The 20,677-nt window shown below is 42.6% G+C and carries 13 protein-coding genes and 1 tRNA gene; 8 read left to right on the forward strand and 6 right to left on the reverse strand.

Annotated features, from left to right (window positions below):
• Nucleotide 1: 1 nt before the first annotated feature.
• Together CJF29_RS20685 and CJF29_RS20690 are read right to left on the reverse strand one after the other, a co-directional pair.
• On the reverse strand, nt 2-1,975 hold the full coding sequence (locus CJF29_RS20685; RefSeq protein WP_099145967.1) for a LamG-like jellyroll fold domain-containing protein: 1,974 nt from the start codon (nt 1,973-1,975) through the stop codon (nt 2-4).
• Nucleotides 1,976-2,162: 187 nt separating this feature from the next.
• The gene (locus CJF29_RS20690; protein ID WP_099145966.1) at nt 2,163-6,203 is read right to left on the reverse strand and encodes a response regulator; all 4,041 of its coding nucleotides are present in this window, start codon (nt 6,201-6,203) and stop codon (nt 2,163-2,165) included.
• Nucleotides 6,204-6,413: 210 nt separating this feature from the next.
• Here CJF29_RS20690 and CJF29_RS20695 point away from each other — a divergent pair, with 210 nt between their 5' ends.
• The 7 genes from CJF29_RS20695 to CJF29_RS20725 all read left to right on the forward strand — a co-directional run bounded on the left by CJF29_RS20695 (nt 6,414) and on the right by CJF29_RS20725 (nt 15,654).
• Nucleotides 6,414-8,696, forward strand: coding sequence for a GH92 family glycosyl hydrolase (locus CJF29_RS20695; protein WP_004299912.1), 2,283 nt, complete (start codon nt 6,414-6,416; stop codon nt 8,694-8,696).
• A gap of 53 nt (nt 8,697-8,749) precedes the next feature.
• On the forward strand, nt 8,750-9,700 hold the full coding sequence (locus tag CJF29_RS20700) for an endonuclease/exonuclease/phosphatase family protein (RefSeq protein WP_074558961.1): 951 nt from the start codon (nt 8,750-8,752) through the stop codon (nt 9,698-9,700).
• A gap of 52 nt (nt 9,701-9,752) precedes the next feature.
• Nucleotides 9,753-10,910, forward strand: a complete 1,158-nt coding sequence (locus CJF29_RS20705) for a glycoside hydrolase family 76 protein (RefSeq protein ID WP_074637273.1) — start codon at nt 9,753-9,755, stop codon at nt 10,908-10,910.
• Nucleotides 10,911-10,969: 59 nt separating this feature from the next.
• Nucleotides 10,970-12,415 carry a glycoside hydrolase family 125 protein gene (locus tag CJF29_RS20710; protein WP_083444155.1) on the forward strand — a complete coding sequence of 482 codons (1,446 nt, stop codon included), beginning with the start codon at nt 10,970-10,972 and terminating at the stop codon, nt 12,413-12,415.
• A gap of 147 nt (nt 12,416-12,562) precedes the next feature.
• Entirely contained in the window at nt 12,563-12,943 is a 381-nt protein-coding gene (locus CJF29_RS20715; RefSeq protein WP_004304438.1) for a hypothetical protein, read from the forward strand.
• A 35-nt stretch (nt 12,944-12,978) separates the two neighbouring features.
• Nucleotides 12,979-13,878, forward strand: a complete 900-nt coding sequence (locus CJF29_RS20720; protein WP_118407269.1) for an IS3 family transposase — start codon at nt 12,979-12,981, stop codon at nt 13,876-13,878.
• 615 nt (nt 13,879-14,493) lie between these two features.
• Nucleotides 14,494-15,654 carry a glycoside hydrolase family 130 protein gene (locus CJF29_RS20725; protein ID WP_176553095.1) on the forward strand — a complete coding sequence of 387 codons (1,161 nt, stop codon included), beginning with the start codon at nt 14,494-14,496 and terminating at the stop codon, nt 15,652-15,654.
• 178 nt (nt 15,655-15,832) lie between these two features.
• Here the strand turns inward: CJF29_RS20725 and CJF29_RS20730 are convergent, their stop codons facing one another.
• The 4 genes from CJF29_RS20730 to CJF29_RS20745 all read right to left on the reverse strand — a co-directional run bounded on the left by CJF29_RS20730 (nt 15,833) and on the right by CJF29_RS20745 (nt 20,357).
• On the reverse strand, nt 15,833-18,103 hold the full coding sequence (locus tag CJF29_RS20730; protein WP_099145965.1) for a GH92 family glycosyl hydrolase: 2,271 nt from the start codon (nt 18,101-18,103) through the stop codon (nt 15,833-15,835).
• A 219-nt stretch (nt 18,104-18,322) separates the two neighbouring features.
• Entirely contained in the window at nt 18,323-18,994 is a 672-nt protein-coding gene (locus CJF29_RS20735) for an RluA family pseudouridine synthase (protein WP_099145964.1), read from the reverse strand.
• A 9-nt stretch (nt 18,995-19,003) separates the two neighbouring features.
• Nucleotides 19,004-19,750: a 3-oxoacyl-[acyl-carrier-protein] reductase gene (gene fabG, locus CJF29_RS20740; protein ID WP_004299904.1), complete on the reverse strand. Its 747-nt coding sequence runs from the start codon at nt 19,748-19,750 to the stop codon at nt 19,004-19,006.
• Nucleotides 19,751-19,766: 16 nt separating this feature from the next.
• Nucleotides 19,767-20,357, reverse strand: a complete 591-nt coding sequence (locus tag CJF29_RS20745; RefSeq protein WP_004299903.1) for a TetR/AcrR family transcriptional regulator — start codon at nt 20,355-20,357, stop codon at nt 19,767-19,769.
• Nucleotides 20,358-20,594: 237 nt separating this feature from the next.
• Between CJF29_RS20745 and CJF29_RS20750 the strand changes: the two genes are divergently transcribed.
• A tRNA-Met gene (locus tag CJF29_RS20750) sits at nt 20,595-20,667 on the forward strand.
• The last annotated feature ends 10 nt before the right edge of the window (nt 20,668-20,677 follow it).

Consider the following 20,677-nt stretch of genomic DNA (forward strand, 5'->3'; position numbering starts at 1 on the left):
TTTAGTATGAATGAGGACATTCAATTGGTTCAAAGCGGCTCTTATCTCCATTATAAGTTGCAGGAAGTTCCGCTCCCCAGGCAGGTTTATTTTCGCTTATATTCTGCAAACAAACTTGCGCATCCAATCCGCTGCCGCCATTTCCCCAATTTTCAAAAACTGTAGTACCTCCGACACCTTTCGAGAATACCCAATATCCCATCAAGTCAGAGTGTTCTTCTGCATTAAGGATTTTGCACATATTCGCTTTAATTTCACTTTCGTCCAACGCTCTCTTCCACATCCGTGCCTGATAAACTTTGCAATATCCTACCCGATATGAATCTCCGGAACGTCCAATCAACAGTGCTTTATCATTTCCACCTACATCTGTCAGATTGAGAGATGAATTAGGGGCACAATCCTCATAAGAGTTATCTGCAGGAGTCAACGTTTCTCTCACCCCGTTTATATACATTTTATAAGCCTCTTTAGTACTTGATTTCGTTCCATCATATACAATGGCTATATGATACCATTTACCCGGAGTCTTACGTCCACCTTCCGAATCATCGCAATAAATAGTTTGCTGACTACGGAAACGGGGATCACTCTTACCATTAATTTTAGTGGCTATTTCAAAACGCGGATTCACATCCTTAGCTTCTGCACGAAGCAGGAATACACTTTCCAAACCTATAAACGATTGCATAGAACGAGTATAAGTCGGGTAGAACACAACCTCAAAAGTAAGCTGATTCATACTTTTCACCTCTGAATGTGATTCGGCATACTTTTTAATATCAATTTTAAAGCATACGTCATATTCCATACGATAACATACCGGATTCACATAAACTGGTAACGTCAATTTCTGACCTGCCGCATCAGACAGTTCCAGTGTGGTAGCCCCGAGCTTCTTTCCTGTTAGTTTTAACTTGGTAGCCCCGTCTTCCGTAATCAATTCTGCGGTTTTCAAATAGGTTTTATTATCATCTGTGAGTTGTGCCAACTTATAATCACCATTTCCTCTGGTAATAGCTATTTCTGTAGATGCCTCATAACCACCGATGATTAAAGAAGTTGCTTCATTTTCCAGTTTAAGGTTATATGGATTCACTTTCACCGAAATCTCCTCCACAGAACCTTTCTGATCTGTCACAATCACTTTCACATCACCTCTAGCTTTGGGCTTCAAGGTAATCAGGTTCTCTTTTTCAGTAGCTTCCACAATCGTTGCATCCGTAGTAGGCTCGCCGTCTCCCACCTGATAAGTGAAACTATATCCGCCATTACCTCTCTCAATAGAGATATATTGAGATTCGGCATCCGGTTCGGCAAAAGTGGCTTCATTACTTTTCAGTGTCAGATCCACGATGTTCACTACCACAGGAATAGTGATTGTCTTACCTTTCTTATCTGTTATCGTAATATTTACCGGATCGGCTCCAGTCTCGAACTTGGCAGTCAACGGAATAACTTGTCCGGATAGTTCACCCACTTCCAAAAACTTATCAGCACCTTCCGGTATGGAAATCTGATAATCTCCGTTACCGGTCAAAATCTTCACCAGTCTCTTTTCACCGATAAAAAGGTCAAAACCTTCTTCCGGTGCATCTACCGTCAAATCCCAGAGTTTTGCTACCCGAACCAGCACTCTAGCCACTTTCTTACGTCCATCTACTATTAATATAGTGGTTTCCGTACGGTTATTTTCTTCCAACTGGCTATTTTCGGTAGCTTTAATAGTCACCTTATTACCATTGATTGTAGCCGTCGCCACGTTTTCATCAAATGGCTTCACATAATAATCGCCATTACCGGAGGTGATACTCACCGTAATTTCGTCTCCTTGTAGTAGTGTCACCGAATTATTATCGACAACCAGATCTGTTGCCGGTTTCACTTCCTGTTCTTCTTTATCATCACTGCACGATACCATAAAAAATGGAATGGTCAATGCTGAAAGAAATAAAAAACTAAGTTTCCTTTTCATTAGATTAAAGATTAATAAATTAATACTTTTCAAGTTTATCTACTTAAAACTTCGATGAGACAAAGATAAAATCACTAAACTCTACCAAAAGAAAATTAACTATCCTTTTTTACCTTTTGGCACGGATATTTACTATATTAACACGGATATTTACTTCTTCTTTTTCTTTAAAAATTCCCGCCACAGGCTACTGCTGAACCTCTTCCAAATGTTTCATCCGAAACTCTTTTGGCGTGCACTCATACTTTTCACGGAACACCTTAAAGAAAGTAACTTTGTTCGAGAATCCCGAATCGAATACAATTTCATCAATCGTCTTTTTAGTGGTCAGCAATAAATCTTTCGCTATGTGCAAACGACATTCCTTAATCAGATCGGTCGGGCTATCCTCTCCTATCTCTTCCATCTTCCGATAAAGACTCCGGGGACTGATTGCCAGCCGATCGGCGATATAACGTGGAGTCAAATCTTTGTTCGTTATATTATCATTGATAATCTTCAAAACCGACTGAAGGAACTTCTTCGACTCTTTATGCGTCAACTTCCCGTCCGACTTTTCAAAAGAACTGATCGGTGAACTGAAATAATTCTTCAACACCTCTTTCCGTTCCATCACCTGACAGACAGAAATACGAAGGTACTCCGCACTAAACGGTTTCGTGATATACATTTCCGCACCGGCAGAAAGAGCTTCCATCTGTTGTTCCATCTCGTGCCGTCCGGAAACCACAATAATAGGAATATGCGCTGTCTCTTTCACCGATTTAATCCGCCTGGTCAGTTCAATGCCACCCATTCCCGGCATCATGACATCACAGATAATCACATTCGGATAAACCTCATTCATCACCTGATCCAGCCGTTCGGGATCTTGCAAGGTTACCACATTGAAGTCAGCCGAGAAGATTTCTCCAATAAACCATAGCATTTCGATTTCATCATCGACAACCAAAAGCGTAGGACGCATCTTATCAAACTCATACTGGGGAAGTTTCAATATCGGTTGAGTATCTATCTTGGGGATATATTCCGCCATCAGTCGTTTGGTTTCCGACACTCCGGTAGTCAGCTCCATGACCGGCAAGGTTAATGTAAACATCACCCATCCGTCAGAAGTGTTTTCCACTTTCAATGTACCATTCAGCAACTTAGCCATATTATAAGAAATAGCCAGCCCCAGGCCATTCCGTGAAAAGTTCTTTTCATCCTGATTCTCGAAATTATCCAAAATGGCATACCGATTAAAAATATACTGAAAATCCTTTTCCTTGATGGTACTTCCTTCATTTGCTACACGAAGAGCCAGCATATTTTCCCGGCTCGTATCCACTTCAATCTTGATACTCTGTCCGTCGGGAGTATATTTAAAGGCATTAGAAATCAGATTAATAATGATCGTATTCAGGAATCCTTTGTCCGAGTTCCACATCACCTGCTCGGGTATCTTGCTCAAGAAAGTGATGTTTCTGGATTTAGCCATTTCAACAAACGTTTTGGCTATTCCTTTCACAATGGAAGACACATTCAATGATTCAACCCGCACTTCCCTGTTTCCCGTTTCAATCCGACGGAATTCGATCAACTCATGAATCAGGTTGTTGAGACGCTCCGCATTCGTCTGAATCATCTGTACGTAGTCTACGACAAATTTACTAAGTCCCTTCGATGAAAGGATTCGTCCGCAAGGACCATAAATCAAAGTCAGCGGAGTACAAAATTCATGTGCGATATTAGTAAAGAAACGAAGTTTGGACTCAAAGACATTCTTTTGATGGCGTTTCTCTATCTCGTTCAGCAATTCCTGCTTTTTACGTTTGGAGCGCAGGATAAAGGAACGTATCAGCAAGGCTGCCAGTAAAAGCAGACACAGGGCATAAATCAAATAAGCCCACCAGGAAGCATACCACGGATCACCTATACGAATCACCAGAGAATAGACATCACTCTCTTTATCAAAAACACTATTGTAATATTTCACCAGTAAGGTATATTCGCCGGGAGCCATATTCGTAAAAGAGACTCCGCTTTCCGAACCATTGTTTACCCATTGGTCACTCAATCCTTTTAGTTTATAGAAATAGGTACAGTTATTACCATTCAGATAATCCACAGAGGCAAATGAAACAGAAAAGAAATTCTGGTCATACTGCAAATTCAAGACTTCAGTTTCTTTTTTCCGGGTGAGAAATTCGCCCAGATTGTATTGTTCACCGAAGATAGACAGCTTATCAAAATAAACAGGAGGCATATAAAGCTGCTCCGGACGGCCATCCGCCCGGATAGCTACGACTCCATTGATTCCGCCAAAGAACAGAGTACCAGTCTGGGAATCCCGAAAAGCGGCTCCGTCACTAAACTCTACCACCTTTAAACCATCTCCAAAACCGTATGAACGAAAGACATTCCTTTTCGTATCGAAATTGATTAATCCAAGATTGGTGCTCAACCAGAAGTCGTCGGACGAGTTTCTAAGAATTGCATGAATGGTATTATTCAGGAAACCATTCTTGGCATTGAAGAGCTGATAAGAAGTTTCCGAAGTGTATTTTATCAATCCGTAGCTCGTTCCAAAAAGATAGTTATTGCTGCTGTCTTTACTGATGGCGAGAATATTATTCAGGGTCATGTTTTCGTATTTATGAGTAGACACCGGTTCCAGGCCGTTCGTCGTTTCGTTATAACGGAACACCCCATATCCTTTATTACCAAACAACAAGTTGGCTTCATTCTCTGCATAAATAGTAAAGAAATAGTTCGATCCCAGTTCGCCGTCATTGATGACGTAACGTTGCGCATCCACAATCACCGGATTGTCCGGTGTTCCGGCAATACGAGCCTTCACCACTCCCATGCCAACACTCGCCAGCCACAGTTCGGAATCTGCTGTTTCGTAAATGTCATGGATGTATTTAAAATCTTCGTTACCGATCCGTATCGGTATACTCTTGATACGTTTTTCCCGATATGAATAATAAGTTAATCCTTCTTCATCTCCTATCCAAAGCAAATTCCGGTGGCTCTTGGCAAAACAATAAACGGCATTACTACTCAAAGCACTATTAGAGGTAGTCAACACCTCTGCCCGGCAGTCGGAGATGTTTTTATCGAATTCGTAATCATAGATTTTAAGAATTCCGTTTCCTTTGGTTCCCACCCAGAAAGTACGTTCATCATCAAGATAGATGGCACGCACGGGGCGTTCTATTTTCTCGGTGTAATTGCTAAGCACCATTGATTTGATAGAATAAAGCGGGTTCGAATAAAGATAAACGCCCTGCCCGTCAGTACCAATCCAGACAACATCCTGAAAACGGTCTTTCTTGAGACAGAATACACCGCTGTTGATAGGTAACGACTGAATTTGATAATGCTCTGTCTCCTTCTGTTTCTCCAACAGGAGAATACCATCCATCAAAAAGCCCACAAAATAGCTGTTATGATAATGAACGATGGACGAAATTTTGCCACGTTCCTGTATTTCCCTACCCAGATTGGCAATAAATTCATTCTTCTGGGTCGGAATATGGAAAGCATAAAAATTAAATTCCTTGTCTATGTAATAAAGAGATTGCTCGTCATTGAAACAATAAATCAAGGAAGTCTGATAAATCAGGTTTGTTTTCTGGGGTAACAGGGTGATATCTCCCGATGCGGCTTCCTGCTGTATGTCATAACAGCGGTTGTATCCTTTCATGACTACCCACATCCGGTTGTTACCATCGATAAAGAAGTTTACGATATCGGAAATCGGGATTCCCGTGATATTGATTTTCTTGAAGACTCCTTCTTTTTTATGATAATAATAGATGCAGTTACTATCCTGGATAATGAACAGATTGCCATGACTATCCTTATTCATAAAGAAGAGTTTCTGAAATTCATTATAGTGAGTGATTGTATTGGTTTTCCGGTTCAAACGGTTCAACCCATAGTAGGTTTGAATCCAGTAAATATCTTCACCCGTATACACAATATTGTCAATCAGATTACCAGATAAGTAATCCTCCTTGTCACGAGTCTTAAATTCCTCAATCTCCTGTCCATCATAAATATTCAGTCCGTCGCAGGTCCCGATCCACATCAATCCACGCTCATCCTGGCACAGAGATGTAATCGAACTATTAGACATATACTCTTTATCTGCAACTTGCTTCAAATTATAAGCATAAGCGTTATGTATCAACAGATTAAGAAAAAAGAATAGAATAAAAACCGACTGTTTTCCCATAGTGTATTATTCTTAGATTTGCTATATGACAAAGGTAAACAAAAAAACATTCCGAGCTTTTTTTTGGCCGGAATATAAGTAAAGCTCCGTGCCAGAGTAGTTAATTTCAGCGACAAGAGGCGATTTAGCCCCTCTATTACTAGAAGCACATTCCTTTTCTCCCTATTTTCGTCGTAGAAATTATTTTCAAATCTATAAATTCATTTGTTCATGAAAACACATTTTTCATTTAAACACTTGCTATTTCTTGGAGGTGCCGTGTTGTACAGCCTGCAATCTTCTGCCGTTAAGAATCCGGTAGATTATGTCAGCACACTGGTAGGCACTCAATCCAAGTTTGAACTGTCTACCGGAAACACGTATCCGGCTACGGCATTGCCGTGGGGAATGAATTTCTGGACACCGCAGACCGGTAAAATGGGAGACGGTTGGGCGTACACGTATGATGCCGACAAAATCCGGGGATTCAAACAAACACATCAGCCCAGTCCCTGGATGAACGACTACGGGCAGTTTGCCATCATGCCTATCACAGGCGGACTGGTATTCGATCAAGACCGACGTGCCAGTTGGTTCTCTCACAAAGCGGAAGTTGCCAAACCTTATTATTATAAGGTATACCTCGCCGACCATGATGTAACAACCGAGCTTGCTCCTACGGAGCGTGCCGTCATGTTCCGTTTCACGTATCCGGAGACAAAGAATGCCTACGTGATTGTAGACGCTTTCGACAAAGGTTCTTATGTGAAAGTGATTCCGGAAGAAAACAAGATTATCGGCTATTCAACCAAGAATAGCGGCGGTGTGCCGGAAAACTTCAAAAACTATTTCGTGATTCAATTCGACAAACCATTCACATTCGTTTCCACAGTTTTCGAAAACAACATTCTTCCGAATGAAACAGAAGCAAAAGGAAACCACACAGGGGCCGTGATCGGATTCGCCACAAAAAAGGGAGAAATCGTACACGCACGTGTTGCTTCCTCCTTTATCAGCCCCGAACAGGCGGAGTTGAATCTCAAAGAGCTTGGCAAAAACAGTTTCGACCAACTAGTAGCGAACGGAAGAGAGATCTGGAACCGTGAAATGAGTAAAATAGAGATAGAAGACGATAATATCGATAATTTACGCACCTTCTATTCTTGTTTATACCGTTCCATGCTTTTTCCACGCAGTTTCTACGAGATAGATGCTAAGGGACAAGTCATGCATTACAGCCCCTACAACGGCGAAGTGCGTCCCGGTTATATGTTTACCGACACCGGATTCTGGGACACGTTCCGCTGCCTGTTCCCTTTCCTCAACCTGATGTATCCGTCAATGAATCAAAAGATGCAGGAGGGACTAGTAAATACTTACAAGGAAAGCGGTTTCCTGCCGGAATGGGCCAGCCCGGGACATCGGGATTGTATGGTAGGCAACAACTCGGCTTCCGTAGTGGCCGACGCTTACATCAAAGGATTGCGCGGATATGATATCGAAACTCTTTGGGAAGCATTGAAACATGGAGCAAATGCACATCTTCGCGGGACTGCTTCAGGTCGTCTCGGTTACGAATCTTACAACCAACTGGGATATGTTGCCAACAATATCGGCATAGGACAAAACGTTGCACGTACATTGGAGTATGCTTACAACGACTGGGCAATTTATACACTAGGTAAGAAACTCGGTAAACCGGAGAGCGAAATCGACATTTATAAGAAACACGCGCTGAACTACAAAAATGTCTATCACCCGGAACGCAAACTGATGGTTGGCAAAGATAACAAAGGCGTATTCAATCCGAATTTCGATGCAGTGGACTGGAGCGGTGAATTTTGCGAAGGGAATAGCTGGCACTGGAGCTTCTGCGTATTCCACGACCCGCAAGGACTTATCAACCTGATGGGAGGCAAGAAAGAATTCAACGCGATGATGGATTCTGTTTTTGTCATCCCGGGTAAACTGGGAATGGAAAGCCGCGGCATGATTCACGAAATGCGTGAAATGCAAGTAATGAACATGGGGCAATATGCGCATGGCAACCAGCCTATTCAGCACATGGTATATCTCTACAATTATTCAAGCGAACCCTGGAAAGCTCAATACTGGATACGTGAGATTATGAACAAACTATATACCGCCGGTCCCGACGGTTATTGCGGTGACGAAGACAACGGACAGACTTCCGCCTGGTATGTATTCTCCGCACTCGGTTTCTATCCGGTTTGCCCGGGAACGGATGAATATATCATAGGAACCCCGCTCTTTAAATCAGCGAAGTTACATTTGGAGAACGGAAAGACCATCACGATCAAGGCAGATAACAACCAGCTTGACAACCGCTACATCAAGGAAATGAAAGTAAACGGGAAATCACAAACCCGTAATTTCCTTACACATGACCAGCTGATTAAAGGTGCTAATATTCAATTTCAAATGAGCCCCGTGCCCAATAAACAACGGGGAACCACAGAAAAAGATGTACCTTACTCTCTTTCGTTTGAATAAAATATTGTACTTTTGGAGATCAATGAATTATCTACCAAACAAACTATAAAAACATGAAACTGAAAAGCCTTTTACTAATTGCCCTTGTTGCGATCGTCTTTTGCGGTTGCCAAAGTAACTATCAGCCTACTTCTATCACCGTTGCCTCCTACAATTTGAGAAACGCCAACGGTGGCGATTCAATCAACGGAAACGGTTGGGGACAACGTTACCCGGTCATTGCCCAAATAGTGCAATACCACGATTTCGATATTTTCGGCACGCAGGAGTGCTTTATTCATCAACTGAAAGATATGAAAGAAGCATTACCCGGTTATGATTATATCGGTGTAGGCCGCAACGACGGCAAAGAGAAAGGTGAACATTCTGCTATTTTCTATCGCACAGACAAGTTTGATGTGATAGAGAAAGGTGATTTCTGGTTATCGGAAACTCCCGACGTGCCGAGCAAAGGATGGGATGCCGTGTTGCCTCGTATTTGCAGTTGGGGACACTTCAAATGCAAGGATACCGGCTTCGAATTCCTTTTCTTCAACCTGCACATGGACCATATCGGCAAGAAGGCACGCGTGGAAAGTGCATTCCTCGTACAGGACAAGATGAAAGAACTTGGCAAAGGCAAAGAGCTTCCGGCCATCCTGACGGGAGACTTCAATGTCGACCAGACCCACCAGTCTTATGATGCTTTTGTGAGCAAAGGGGTGTTGTGCGACTCTTACAAGAAGGCCGGCTTCCGCTATGCTATCAACGGCACGTTCAACGACTTCGACCCGAACAGCTTTACGGAAAGCCGTATCGACCATGTATTCGTTTCTCCGTCTTTCCAGGTGAAAAGATATGGTGTGCTGACGGATACTTACCGCAGCATCGTAGGCAAGGGAGAAAAGAAGCAGGCGAACGATTGCCCGGAAGAAATCGACATCAAGACTTATCAGGCGCGTACTCCTTCAGACCATTTCCCCGTAAAGGTGGAACTGGAATTTGACCAGCGTCAGCAGAAATAATCTTTGTATCTAGTTATAACCTGAAAGTTTCACCACACAACCCGATATTCCTATGAGAAATATATGTTTTGTAGCCTGTATGTTATTTTGCCTTACTTCCGCAGTGGGAAAGACACCGGGAAATACCCGTTATCTTTCTATTGCCGACTCGATTCTATCTAATGTATTGAATCTCTATCAGACGAATGACGGACTACTAACAGAAACGTATCCTGTCAATCCCGACCAAAAAATTACTTATCTGGCGGGCGGAACGCAGCAGAACGGAATGCTGAAGGCTTCTTTTCTATGGCCGTATTCGGGGATGATGTCGGGTTGTGTGGCTTTATACAAAGTGACCGGAAACAAGAAGTACAAAAAGATTCTCGAGAAAAGAATTCTACCGGGAATGGAGCAGTATTGGGATAACAGCCGCTTGCCGGCCTGTTATCAGTCATACCCCACCAAGTACGGGCAGCACGGGCGTTATTATGACGATAACATCTGGATTGCACTGGATTACTGCGATTATTACCAACTGACTCACAAGCCTGCATCTTTGGAAAAAGCCGTTGCATTGTATCAATATATCTACAGTGGATGGAGCGACGAGATGGGTGGTGGCATCTTTTGGTGTGAACAGCAGAAGGAAGCGAAGCATACTTGTTCCAATGCACCGTCTACTGTGCTCGGCGTCAAGTTGTACCGGCTGACGAAGGATACCAAATACCTCGAAAAAGCAAAAGAGACGTATGCCTGGACGAAAAAGCATCTATGCGACCCTATCGACCATCTTTACTGGGATAACATCAACCTGAAAGGGAAAGTTTCCAAAGAAAAGTACGCCTACAACAGTGGACAGATGATTCAGGCGGGCGTATTGCTCTATGAAGAAACAGGAGATGAACAGTATTTGCGCGATGCACAGCAGACAGCCGCAGGAACTGATGCCTTTTTCCGCACAAAAGCCGACAAGAAAGACCCGACTGTCAAAGTGCATAAAGACATGGCCTGGTTTAACGTGATCTTATTCAGAGGACTGAAAGCCCTGTATAAGATTGACAAGAATCCGTCGTATGTCAATGCGATGGTGGAAAATGCGCTTCACGCCTGGGAAAACTACCGGGATGAAAACGGATTATTAGGCAGAGATTGGTCGGGACACAACAAGGAACAGTATAAATGGTTGCTCGACAATGCTTGTCTGATTGAATTCTTTGCAGAGATTTAATATTTCTTCTCCGCAACACTTTCATAATCAATACTAATCAATAAAAAAAGACTATTACCATGAATATAACTAAAGCCTTTTGTTTGTCCATAGCACTCTTGGGCGCTAGCAATATGCAGGCTATAACGAACAGTGATTTTGTCATCCAACAAGATAATACCCAAATCAACAACTATCAGACGAACCGCCCGGAAGCATCGAAACGTCTGTTTGTCTCGCAAGCTGTGGAACAACAGATTGCGCATATCAAGCAACTGCTGACGAATGCCCGCTTGGCATGGATGTTCGAAAACTGTTTCCCGAACACATTGGACACTACTGTTCATTTTGACGGTAAAGACGATACGTTTGTTTATACAGGTGACATCCACGCCATGTGGTTGCGCGATTCGGGTGCACAAGTATGGCCTTACGTGCAACTCGCCAACAAAGACGCAGAACTGAAAAAAATGCTCGCCGGTGTTATCAAACGTCAGTTCAAGTGTATCAATATCGACCCGTATGCCAATGCTTTCAACATGAATTCCGAAGGCGGCGAATGGATGAGTGACCTTACGGACATGAAGCCCGAACTGCACGAACGCAAATGGGAAATCGACTCGCTCTGTTATCCTATCCGTCTCGCTTATCATTACTGGAAGACGACGGGAGACGCCAGTATATTCTCCGACGAATGGCTTACAGCCATCGCCAAGGTTCTGAAAACGTTTAAGGAACAGCAACGAAAAGAAGATCCGAAAGGTCCTTATCGTTTCCAACGCAAAACGGAACGTGCACTCGATACAATGACCAACGACGGCTGGGGTAATCCTGTAAAGCCGGTCGGACTGATTGCTTCTGCTTTCCGTCCTTCGGATGATGCTACAACTTTCCAGTTCCTCGTTCCGTCCAACTTCTTTGCTGTAACTTCATTGCGCAAAGCTGCCGAGATTCTGAATACAGTCAACAAGAAACCTGATTTAGCTAAAGAATGTACTACACTGTCGAACGAAGTGGAAGCAGCCCTGAAAAAGTATGCGGTTTACAATCATCCGAAATATGGCAAAATCTATGCTTTCGAAGTGGATGGTTTCGGCAACCAACTGTTAATGGATGACGCCAATGTGCCGAGTCTCATTGCCCTGCCTTATCTTGGAGATGTGAAAGTGAACGATCCTATTTATCAGAATACCCGTAAGTTTGTATGGAGCGAAGATAATCCTTACTTCTTCAAAGGTACTGCCGGCGAAGGAATTGGCGGTCCGCACATCGGATATGATATGATTTGGCCCATGAGTATTATGATGAAAGCATTCACCAGTCAAAACGACGCAGAAATCAAGACCTGCATCAAAATGCTGATGGATACGGATGCCGGAACAGGGTTCATGCATGAATCTTTCCACAAGAACGACCCGAAAAACTTTACTCGTTCCTGGTTTGCGTGGCAAAATACGCTGTTCGGAGAACTAATCCTAAAACTCGTGAATGAAGGAAAGGTAGACTTACTGAATAGTATCCAATAGTCTTCTATTATGTTTTTATTGTATTCCTGCTTATGAGATAACTGTTTCTAACCTTGAAGCTTACGCTTCCAAAGTAGTTTCAAGGTTGAAGAACTTTAGTTTTGTAGTGTACTGAATAAGTTGACACTTCTCAAATTCGAAATTCACATGGAAGAATTAAAAAAGAAGTACACTCCTTACACAGAATCTGAACGAATGTCGTATATTCGTGAGTATTTATCGACTTCCGAAACGAAGTATCAGTTTGCCAAGCGTACGGGTATTTGCCGTCGTTTGCTGATTCTTTGGCTTGATAAGTATCATATAAATGATAAAGTTATGAGTACAGAACAACCCTCTTTAAGAAAAGACTCTGATGAGTCTCTCAATGAACTGGAGAAAGAACTCGCTGCATTGCGTGCCGAAAATCGCAAGCTTCAACGTGCTCTTCAGGAAGAAAGTCTTCGTCATGAAGCTTGTGAGGAATTGATTAATCTTGCGGAGTCAACCTATCACATCAAGGTTCGAAAAAACTCCGATGCCAAGTAATCGACACCTTGTCACAGGGGAACTCTGCCCTTCATATGCGCGGCAGTCTGCAGTTCCTCTGTGATTACTTCGGCATAACCAGACAAGGTTATTATAAGCATGTCAACAGAAAAATGGAAATAGACATCCTCACATCAAGCATTGTGTTGTATTGTAATGAGTTACGTAAACTTATGCCCAAGGCTGGTATGCGTGAACTCTATGCATGCTGCCTTCGCAAGTTTGGTGTCAGGATGGTCATTGGACGTGATCAATGCTATAATATTTTTCGTGCCAATGGCCTTTGTCAACGTGTCAGACGTGTGAGGCCAAAGACAACAAATTCCAATCATAATTATTACATTTATCCGGACCTGCTGAATGTCACGCCTAAATTTGTAGCTGACACATTCGGTTCAATGGTTGTAGCGGACATAACCTATGTTGCCACGTGCCAGGGATGGGCTTACCTGTCCCTTCTTACCGATGCGGGCAGTCGGGCCATAGTCGGATATGCCCTGTGCAAAACACTCGAAGCGGAAGGTCCTTTAAAGGCACTGAGGATGGCTATGGACTTTTACAACAGATACAATGTTGATTTGAATAATCTGATACACCATTCTGACCGGGGAGTGCAATACTGCTCAAACCTGTATGTAGGTATGCTCAAGAAACATCATATTAATATCAGTATGACTCAGTGTGGGGATCCGCTACATAATGCTCTGGCTGAACGGATGAATAACACGATCAAGAATGGGTGGCTTTTTGACTGTACAGATGACAGCTTTGAACAATTGGATAAACGTATAGCCGATGCCATATATGCATACAATTATGTTAGACCGCATCAAGGCATACAAATGAGAACTCCGATGGAATATATTCGTAAATGCAGTGGAAAGGTAGCTGAAGTCCCGCTCGTCGGGACGGGTGCTCCCGCCCCTTGCCGCTAGGGCGATCCCCGAGCGAAGAGTTTTTGTTGTTTAATGAAAGTTTACAGCCCGAAGTCTTGCACTTATAAGAGAAGATACATAATTTTGCAACATATCTAAAATGACAACTTATACAGGAATTACAAAGGGACAAGTAAACTTATTTAGGTTTTAAAAAATATTGAGTAAACTAACTTAGGTATAACAAGCGAAGTTGTCAACTAAATCCAGTACAGTACATTTCACGCCTTTGAAACCATAGTTTCAAGTAAGTGAAACTAGAGTTTCTCACCGATGAAACTAAAGTTTCCCGCTGACGAAACAAAAGTTTCAAGCAATAGAACTTTTAGTTTCAAGTACTGAAACTCTCTCTTCCGTAATAGTCTGATAATCCTTGAATACCGCTCCGGATAGAGAAATAAGTACCCACATAGCAGAGAAACAATAAAATCCTTGCTTTCAACAAAGTGACAGCAAAGTTGTCGTCACCTTGCCGTCACATCATGCTGTCACACTGCAGTATATTTATAATCAATCATTTATGCCCAATCAGGTGACAGATGACAGCATTTTATTTATTTTCCAATTTATATGTAGGGAGTATATGACTCCTAAAAAATAAATGACCCATACAATATGAACAACATGAAATCAACTTTTTTATTCCTACTTGCTACAACCATGATGACTTGTACTGCCTACGGACAGTCCTCCAATCATAAAGAGAACAAATTACCCAATTGGGCTTTCGGTGGTTTCGAACGTCCAAAGAATGTCAATCCGGTAATATCCCCTATAGAAAACACCAAGTTTTACTGTCCATTGACCAAAGATTCTATTGCGTGGGAATCGAACGATACATTCAATCCGGCTGCTACACTCTACAATGGTGAGATTGTCGTGTTATACCGTGCAGAGGATAAATCAGGTGTCGGTATCGGACACCGGACTTCTCGCCTCGGTTATGCCACTTCTACCGACGGCACACATTTCCAACGGGAAAAGACTCCTGTATTCTATCCGGATAATGATTCACAAAAAGAGTTGGAATGGCCCGGCGGCTGCGAAGACCCACGAATTGCCGTAACCGATGACGGATTATATGTAATGATGTACACCCAATGGAATCGCCATGTACCTCGCCTGGCAGTAGCGACCTCCCGCAACCTAAAAGACTGGACAAAACACGGTCCTGCTTTTGCCAAAGCATTTGATGGAAAGTTCTTCAACCTGGGTTGTAAGTCCGGCTCTATCCTGACCGAAGTTGTTAAAGGGAAACAGGTTATCAAGAAAGTCAACGGGAAATACTTTATGTACTGGGGAGAAGAGCATGTATTCGCAGCTACTTCCGATGACTTAATCCACTGGACACCTATTGTCAATATTGACGGCTCCCTAAAAAAGCTGTTTTCTCCCCGTGACGGCTACTTTGACAGCCATCTCACCGAATGTGGACCTCCGGCTATCTACACTCCGAAAGGAATCGTCCTTCTTTATAATGGTAAGAACCATTCAGGAAGAGGTGACAAACGCTATACCGCCAATGTCTATGCTGCTGGACAAGCACTCTTCGACGCCAATGATCCTACCCGCTTTATCACCCGTCTCGATGAACCGTTCTTCCGTCCGATGGATAGCTTTGAAAAGAGTGGGCAATATGTGGATGGAACCGTATTTATAGAAGGAATGGTCTACTTCAAAAACAAATGGTATTTGTATTATGGTTGTGCTGACTCCAAAGTAGGAGTAGCCGTTTATGATCCGAAACGACCGGCAAAGGCTGATCCGCTTCCGTAGTTTATAAAAATAGTCCTGATTACATTCTTTTTTAAAGGAAAGATGTAATCAGGACTAACTTATTTCTTAAAACTATATTGAAAACTGAATTGAATATTGAGAACCAGCTTTATTCTTTCATTGTCGGAGGCTTCTTCCTCCTTTCAACAATTAGCTGTCTTTTATAAGTAAGCCATCTTTATCCATTTATCTTATTCAAAACAACCGGTCTGTTTGCCGGAGCCTTACCAAAATTCTTATTAGGCTTTTTCCCCATTACAAACTTCAATGTGCTGCCATTTATTATATCCTGATAAGTGATATAACTCTTATCATAAGGCTTGCCATTCAAATACACTTTCTGGATATAGATATTTTCTTTGCTGTTATTGGGTGCTTCTACAGTAAAAGTGTTACCACCACGTACCTTCACTTCTACTTTCTTAAAACAAGGGCTACCGAAAACAAATACACCATCCGACGGGTTCACCTGATAGAGTCCCATAGATGAAAGAAGATACCAGGCAGACATTTGGCCACAATCCTCATTACCGATGATACCGTCCGGCTGGTCTGTGTAAAAATCGCTCATGATAAAACGAACCTTTTCCGCCGTTTTCCATTGTTCACCGGCATACGCATAAAGATAAGCAACATGATGGCTCGGTTCATTTCCATGTGCATATTGTCCGATCAATCCGGTTATGTCGCTCGATGCTCCTTCCCCCATACTGTCGGTATTGGTAAAGAAACCATCAAGCTTCGTTGTAAAAGGTTTGTCACCTCCAAACAAGGCAATCAGCCCATAGGGGTCTTGTGGAGCAAAGAAAGTATATTGCCATCCGTTTCCTTCACAGAAATCTCCAACAGTATGGATGGAACGTGCCGGATCGTAAGGAGTACGCCAAGAGCCGTCTTCCAGTTTCGGACGAATGAAATGGATAGAAGAATCAAAATAGTTCTTGTAATAATGAGCACGTTTTGAGAATGTTTCAGCATCTTCTGTCTTTCCCATCTTACGTGCCATAGCAGCAATTCCCCAGTCGTCTACTGCATACTCCATGGCTATGGAAGTAGCTTCATGAACTTTGTCGGCAGGGATATAGCCTTTTTTGACTACATAAGGTACTCCTTTCTGCTTTTCATAAGTAGCTGTAGCTATCATTGCTTGCAATGCTTCTTCCGCATCGAACCCGGTAAATCCTTTCAGATATGCATCGGCAATCACCGGCACAGAGCTATACCCCGGCATCTGATCGGTCTCTCCACTCATCAAAGGCCAGATAGGGAGTTTGTCCTGCTGACGATAGATGGAAATCATCGAATTGGCTACATGGTCAACCATTTCAGGTTGAGTAATAGTCATCAAAGGATTTAATGCACGGTAGGTATCCCATAAAGAAAGAGTCGTATAGTTGGCTTTCTTCGGGTCTGTGTAAATCATGTCATTCATCCCTCTATACTCTCCATTCACATCGCAAAAAAGCGTAGGGGCAATCATAGTATGATAATGGGCGGTATAGAATACACGTTTGGAAGCCTCATCATCAGTCTCTACTGTCATCTTCTCCAGTTGCTTATTCCATCGGTCGGCACTCATATCCACCACCTTATCAAAATCCCAGTGAGTAAGTTCGGATTGCAGGTTCATCGCTGCGTTGTCACAGCTGACAGAAGAAAGGGCGACTTTTATCTTCACTTCCTTCACGTTACCAAAAGTGAGGACACTCTTCACCGATGCCACTTTCAGTTGGTCCCAAGGTTGCGGGGTATTATCATCATAGGCAGTAAACTGCTCTATCTTCTTATCACTTTTCAACACAAAATAAACTTTGCGGGAAGGACTCCAGCCTCTCACATAACGATAACCCTCTACTGTATAATCATCTACCTTACGGATATAGCTGTCGTAAGCATTCGATCCGTTCCCTTCACGTAAGTCGATTAATATGGAAGCCGGTTTTCCTTCGGGATAAGTATAACGATGGAAGCCTACACGATCTGTAGCTGTCAGCTCGGCTTTGATATTGTAACGGTCGAGAAGCAAAGAGTAATATTCGGGACGGGCGATTTCATTCGCATGAGAATATCTGGAAGCATACCCATCGCGTATATCATCCTGATTGCCTCTGGGGGTACGGATCTCATTCAATGGCATGATGAGAATATCACATAAGTCAGTACAACCCGTACCGCTCAAATGGGTATGTGAAAAGCCGATTAAAATACTATCGGAATAATGATAACCCGAACACCAGTCCCAACCTTTATGGATATTGGTAGGACCCAGCTGTACCATTCCATACGGAACACTCGTCCCAACAAAGACATGTCCATGATAACCGGATCCGATATACGGATCGACGTACTGCAATAATCCTTCACTTTTTGAATAGTTCTGTTGCGCTACTCCATTTCCCGCTGCAAGCAAGACACAAGAAGTAAGTGCAAGTAGTTTAAATGCCTTCATTCGTATTTTTCTTTGGTATGATTGAAAATTATAGTTAGCGAATGATGCAAATATACTACCTATTTAGGAATTAACTAACTGTCGCTAGAGTTTACAAGAAAAATGGCAGGCAGGTTTACTCTTTTGGCAAGTTCCAACCACAGATTTACACGGTTTTCCACAGAAAAACTGCGTACCGTCTACTAAATAACATAATAGATGAATCTGTGGAAATCCGTGTTAATCTATGGCGAATCCTTTCCATAAATTCCCTTCGGGAAGAGGAGCTTCAAGCTCTATCAGTTCTTTTGAGACAGGATGTACGAACCGTACTCTCCGGGCATGCAGACAAATGCTCCCATCCGGATTGGAGCGTGGAGAGCCATATTTCAAATCTCCCTTGATAGGGCATCCCATTTTTGCCAGCTGACAACGAATCTGATGATGACGTCCGGTTTTTAAATCGACTTCGAGCAAATAGTAATTCTCCGAATGACCGATCAACTGGTAATGCAAGATCGCTTTCTTGCTGTTTGGCACTTCCTTGTCGTATGCATAACTTTTGTTCTGCTTTTCATTACGTACAAGAAAATGTACCAGTTCACCTTCCGGTTCTTGCGGAGCATTTTTCACAACCGCCCAATAAGTCTTTTTCACCTCACTGGTGCGAAACATTTCGTTGAGCCTTGTTAATGCCTTACTCGTTTTGGCAAAAATAACAAGACCGCTTACGGGGCGGTCCAGCCGGTGTGTCACACCGAGGAAAACATTTCCGGGTTTCTGATACTTCTCTTTCAGATACTGTTTCACAGTCTCCGAAAGCGGCGTATCCCCCGTCTTGTCTGCCTGGACAATCTCGGAAGCGGTCTTGTTGACTACAATGATATGGTTGTCTTCGTATACAACAGTCATTCTGTTCGATTACATATTCATACCACCATCTACCTGAATCACCTGACCTGATACATAAGAAGACATATCAGAAGCCAGGAAGGTAGCGATGTTTGCCACATCTTCAGGAGTACCACCACGACGCAAAGGAATTTTCTTTGCCCATTCAGCTCTTACTTCGTCAGAAAGAGCAGCTGTCATGTCTGTCAGGATGAATCCCGGAGCGATAGCGTTGGCACGGATGCCGCGAGAACCCAACTCTTGTGCGATAGACTTAGCCAATGCAATCATACCTGCCTTAGAAGCAGCATAGTTAGCCTGTCCTGCATTTCCGTGAACACCTACAACAGAGGCCATATTGATAATGCTACCAGCTTTTTGACGCATCATGATAGGTGTACAAGCATGGATGAAGTTAAATGCTGACTTCAGGTTCACGTTGATTACCATATCCCATTGCTGTTCGCTCATGCGCATCATCAAACCGTCACGAGTGATACCGGCATTGTTTACCAATATATCGATCCGTCCGAAGTCCTTGTGGATTTCTTCAACGACCTTTGCAGTATCTTCAAAGTTAGCCGCGTTAGAAGCGTAACCTTTGGCTTTCACGCCCATTGCTTCCAATTCTTTAGCTGTATTTTCTGCATTTTCGTCAATGACAAGGTCAGTAAATGCGATGTTTGCGCCTTCGGCAGCAAACTTAAGAGCGATAGCCTTACCAATACCGCGAGCAGCACCGGTTACAATGGCTGTTTTTCCGTCTAATAATCCCATACTAAAAGTTATTTAATTAAATTTCTGTTCTATGCAGTGCGCCAAACACAATGTTGGACACATATCTATTTCTTGTATCTTCATCCAGATGTGCACCTATATGGCCTCGAATATAAGGAACTTCAATTCCTTTCACACAATAATGTATCAAGTCGGCAGTCATCTCCACATCGTCAATATGGAAAACTCCTTTTGCCTGTCCTTCCAGAAGAACGGCTTTAAAGAGCTGGACTTCCTTTGCATCAAACTTCTTGCGAACTTTTTCCACCCGCCATATATCACGGAAGAAATAAGCACGCAGTGTTCCGTTTCGATAGACCACCTCTTTTACCGCGTCCAACCGGGTATATATCATCTCCAACAATTTCTCGTCCGGTGAGATATTTTTCTCGGCCACCCGCTTCATCATATCCGACAGAATATCCAATTCCGATTCCACAACAGCCAAATAAATTTCATCCTTACTTTTAAAATAAGTATAGAGCGTTCGTCTACCTTTTTTAGAAGCAAGAGCGATATCATTCATAGTTGTGTTTTCTACTCCCATCTTCGCAAAAAGCTGACGGGCTACATCTACTAATTTGGCTTTTGTCTTGGATACGGTCATAGGTTACAAATTGCACATTGCTGAATATTTTGAGCAAAAGTAATTCTTTTCTTTAGACCATACAAGAAAATAGAGAGAATATTAACATTTGTATATTAATAGGTGCTAAGAAAAAGTTTCATCATTATTTCATTCATTCTCAACCAAATAAGAAAAAAATGATGATTTACTCGAAAAATATTCAGCTAATTATTTGTTTGTTTCAAAAAAAGCCGTACCTTTGCACCCGTTAAACATCGCGGAGTGGAGCAGTTGGTAGCTCGTTGGGCTCATAACCCAAAGGTCATTCGTTCGAGTCGGATCTCCGCAACTAAAGATAA

It is taken from the genome of Bacteroides celer (assembly GCF_002632415.2).
Lineage (GTDB): Bacteria > Bacteroidota > Bacteroidia > Bacteroidales > Bacteroidaceae > Bacteroides.

What these genes read in the sequence shown, in the direction of transcription:
- CJF29_RS20685 (WP_099145967.1), bottom strand. Translation starts at nt 1,975, where the DNA reads ATGAAAAGGAAACTTAGTTTTTTATTTCTTTCAGCATTGACCATTCCA.
- CJF29_RS20690 (WP_099145966.1), bottom strand. Translation starts at nt 6,203, where the DNA reads ATGGGAAAACAGTCGGTTTTTATTCTATTCTTTTTTCTTAATCTGTTG.
- CJF29_RS20695 (WP_004299912.1), top strand. Translation starts at nt 6,414, where the DNA reads ATGAAAACACATTTTTCATTTAAACACTTGCTATTTCTTGGAGGTGCC.
- CJF29_RS20700 (WP_074558961.1), top strand. Translation starts at nt 8,750, where the DNA reads ATGAAACTGAAAAGCCTTTTACTAATTGCCCTTGTTGCGATCGTCTTT.
- CJF29_RS20705 (WP_074637273.1), top strand. Translation starts at nt 9,753, where the DNA reads ATGAGAAATATATGTTTTGTAGCCTGTATGTTATTTTGCCTTACTTCC.
- CJF29_RS20710 (WP_083444155.1), top strand. Translation starts at nt 10,970, where the DNA reads ATGAATATAACTAAAGCCTTTTGTTTGTCCATAGCACTCTTGGGCGCT.
- CJF29_RS20715 (WP_004304438.1), top strand. Translation starts at nt 12,563, where the DNA reads ATGGAAGAATTAAAAAAGAAGTACACTCCTTACACAGAATCTGAACGA.
- CJF29_RS20720 (WP_118407269.1), top strand. Translation starts at nt 12,979, where the DNA reads ATGCGCGGCAGTCTGCAGTTCCTCTGTGATTACTTCGGCATAACCAGA.
- CJF29_RS20725 (WP_176553095.1), top strand. Translation starts at nt 14,494, where the DNA reads ATGAACAACATGAAATCAACTTTTTTATTCCTACTTGCTACAACCATG.
- CJF29_RS20730 (WP_099145965.1), bottom strand. Translation starts at nt 18,103, where the DNA reads ATGAAGGCATTTAAACTACTTGCACTTACTTCTTGTGTCTTGCTTGCA.
- CJF29_RS20735 (WP_099145964.1), bottom strand. Translation starts at nt 18,994, where the DNA reads ATGACTGTTGTATACGAAGACAACCATATCATTGTAGTCAACAAGACC.
- fabG (WP_004299904.1), bottom strand. Translation starts at nt 19,750, where the DNA reads ATGGGATTATTAGACGGAAAAACAGCCATTGTAACCGGTGCTGCTCGC.
- CJF29_RS20745 (WP_004299903.1), bottom strand. Translation starts at nt 20,357, where the DNA reads ATGACCGTATCCAAGACAAAAGCCAAATTAGTAGATGTAGCCCGTCAG.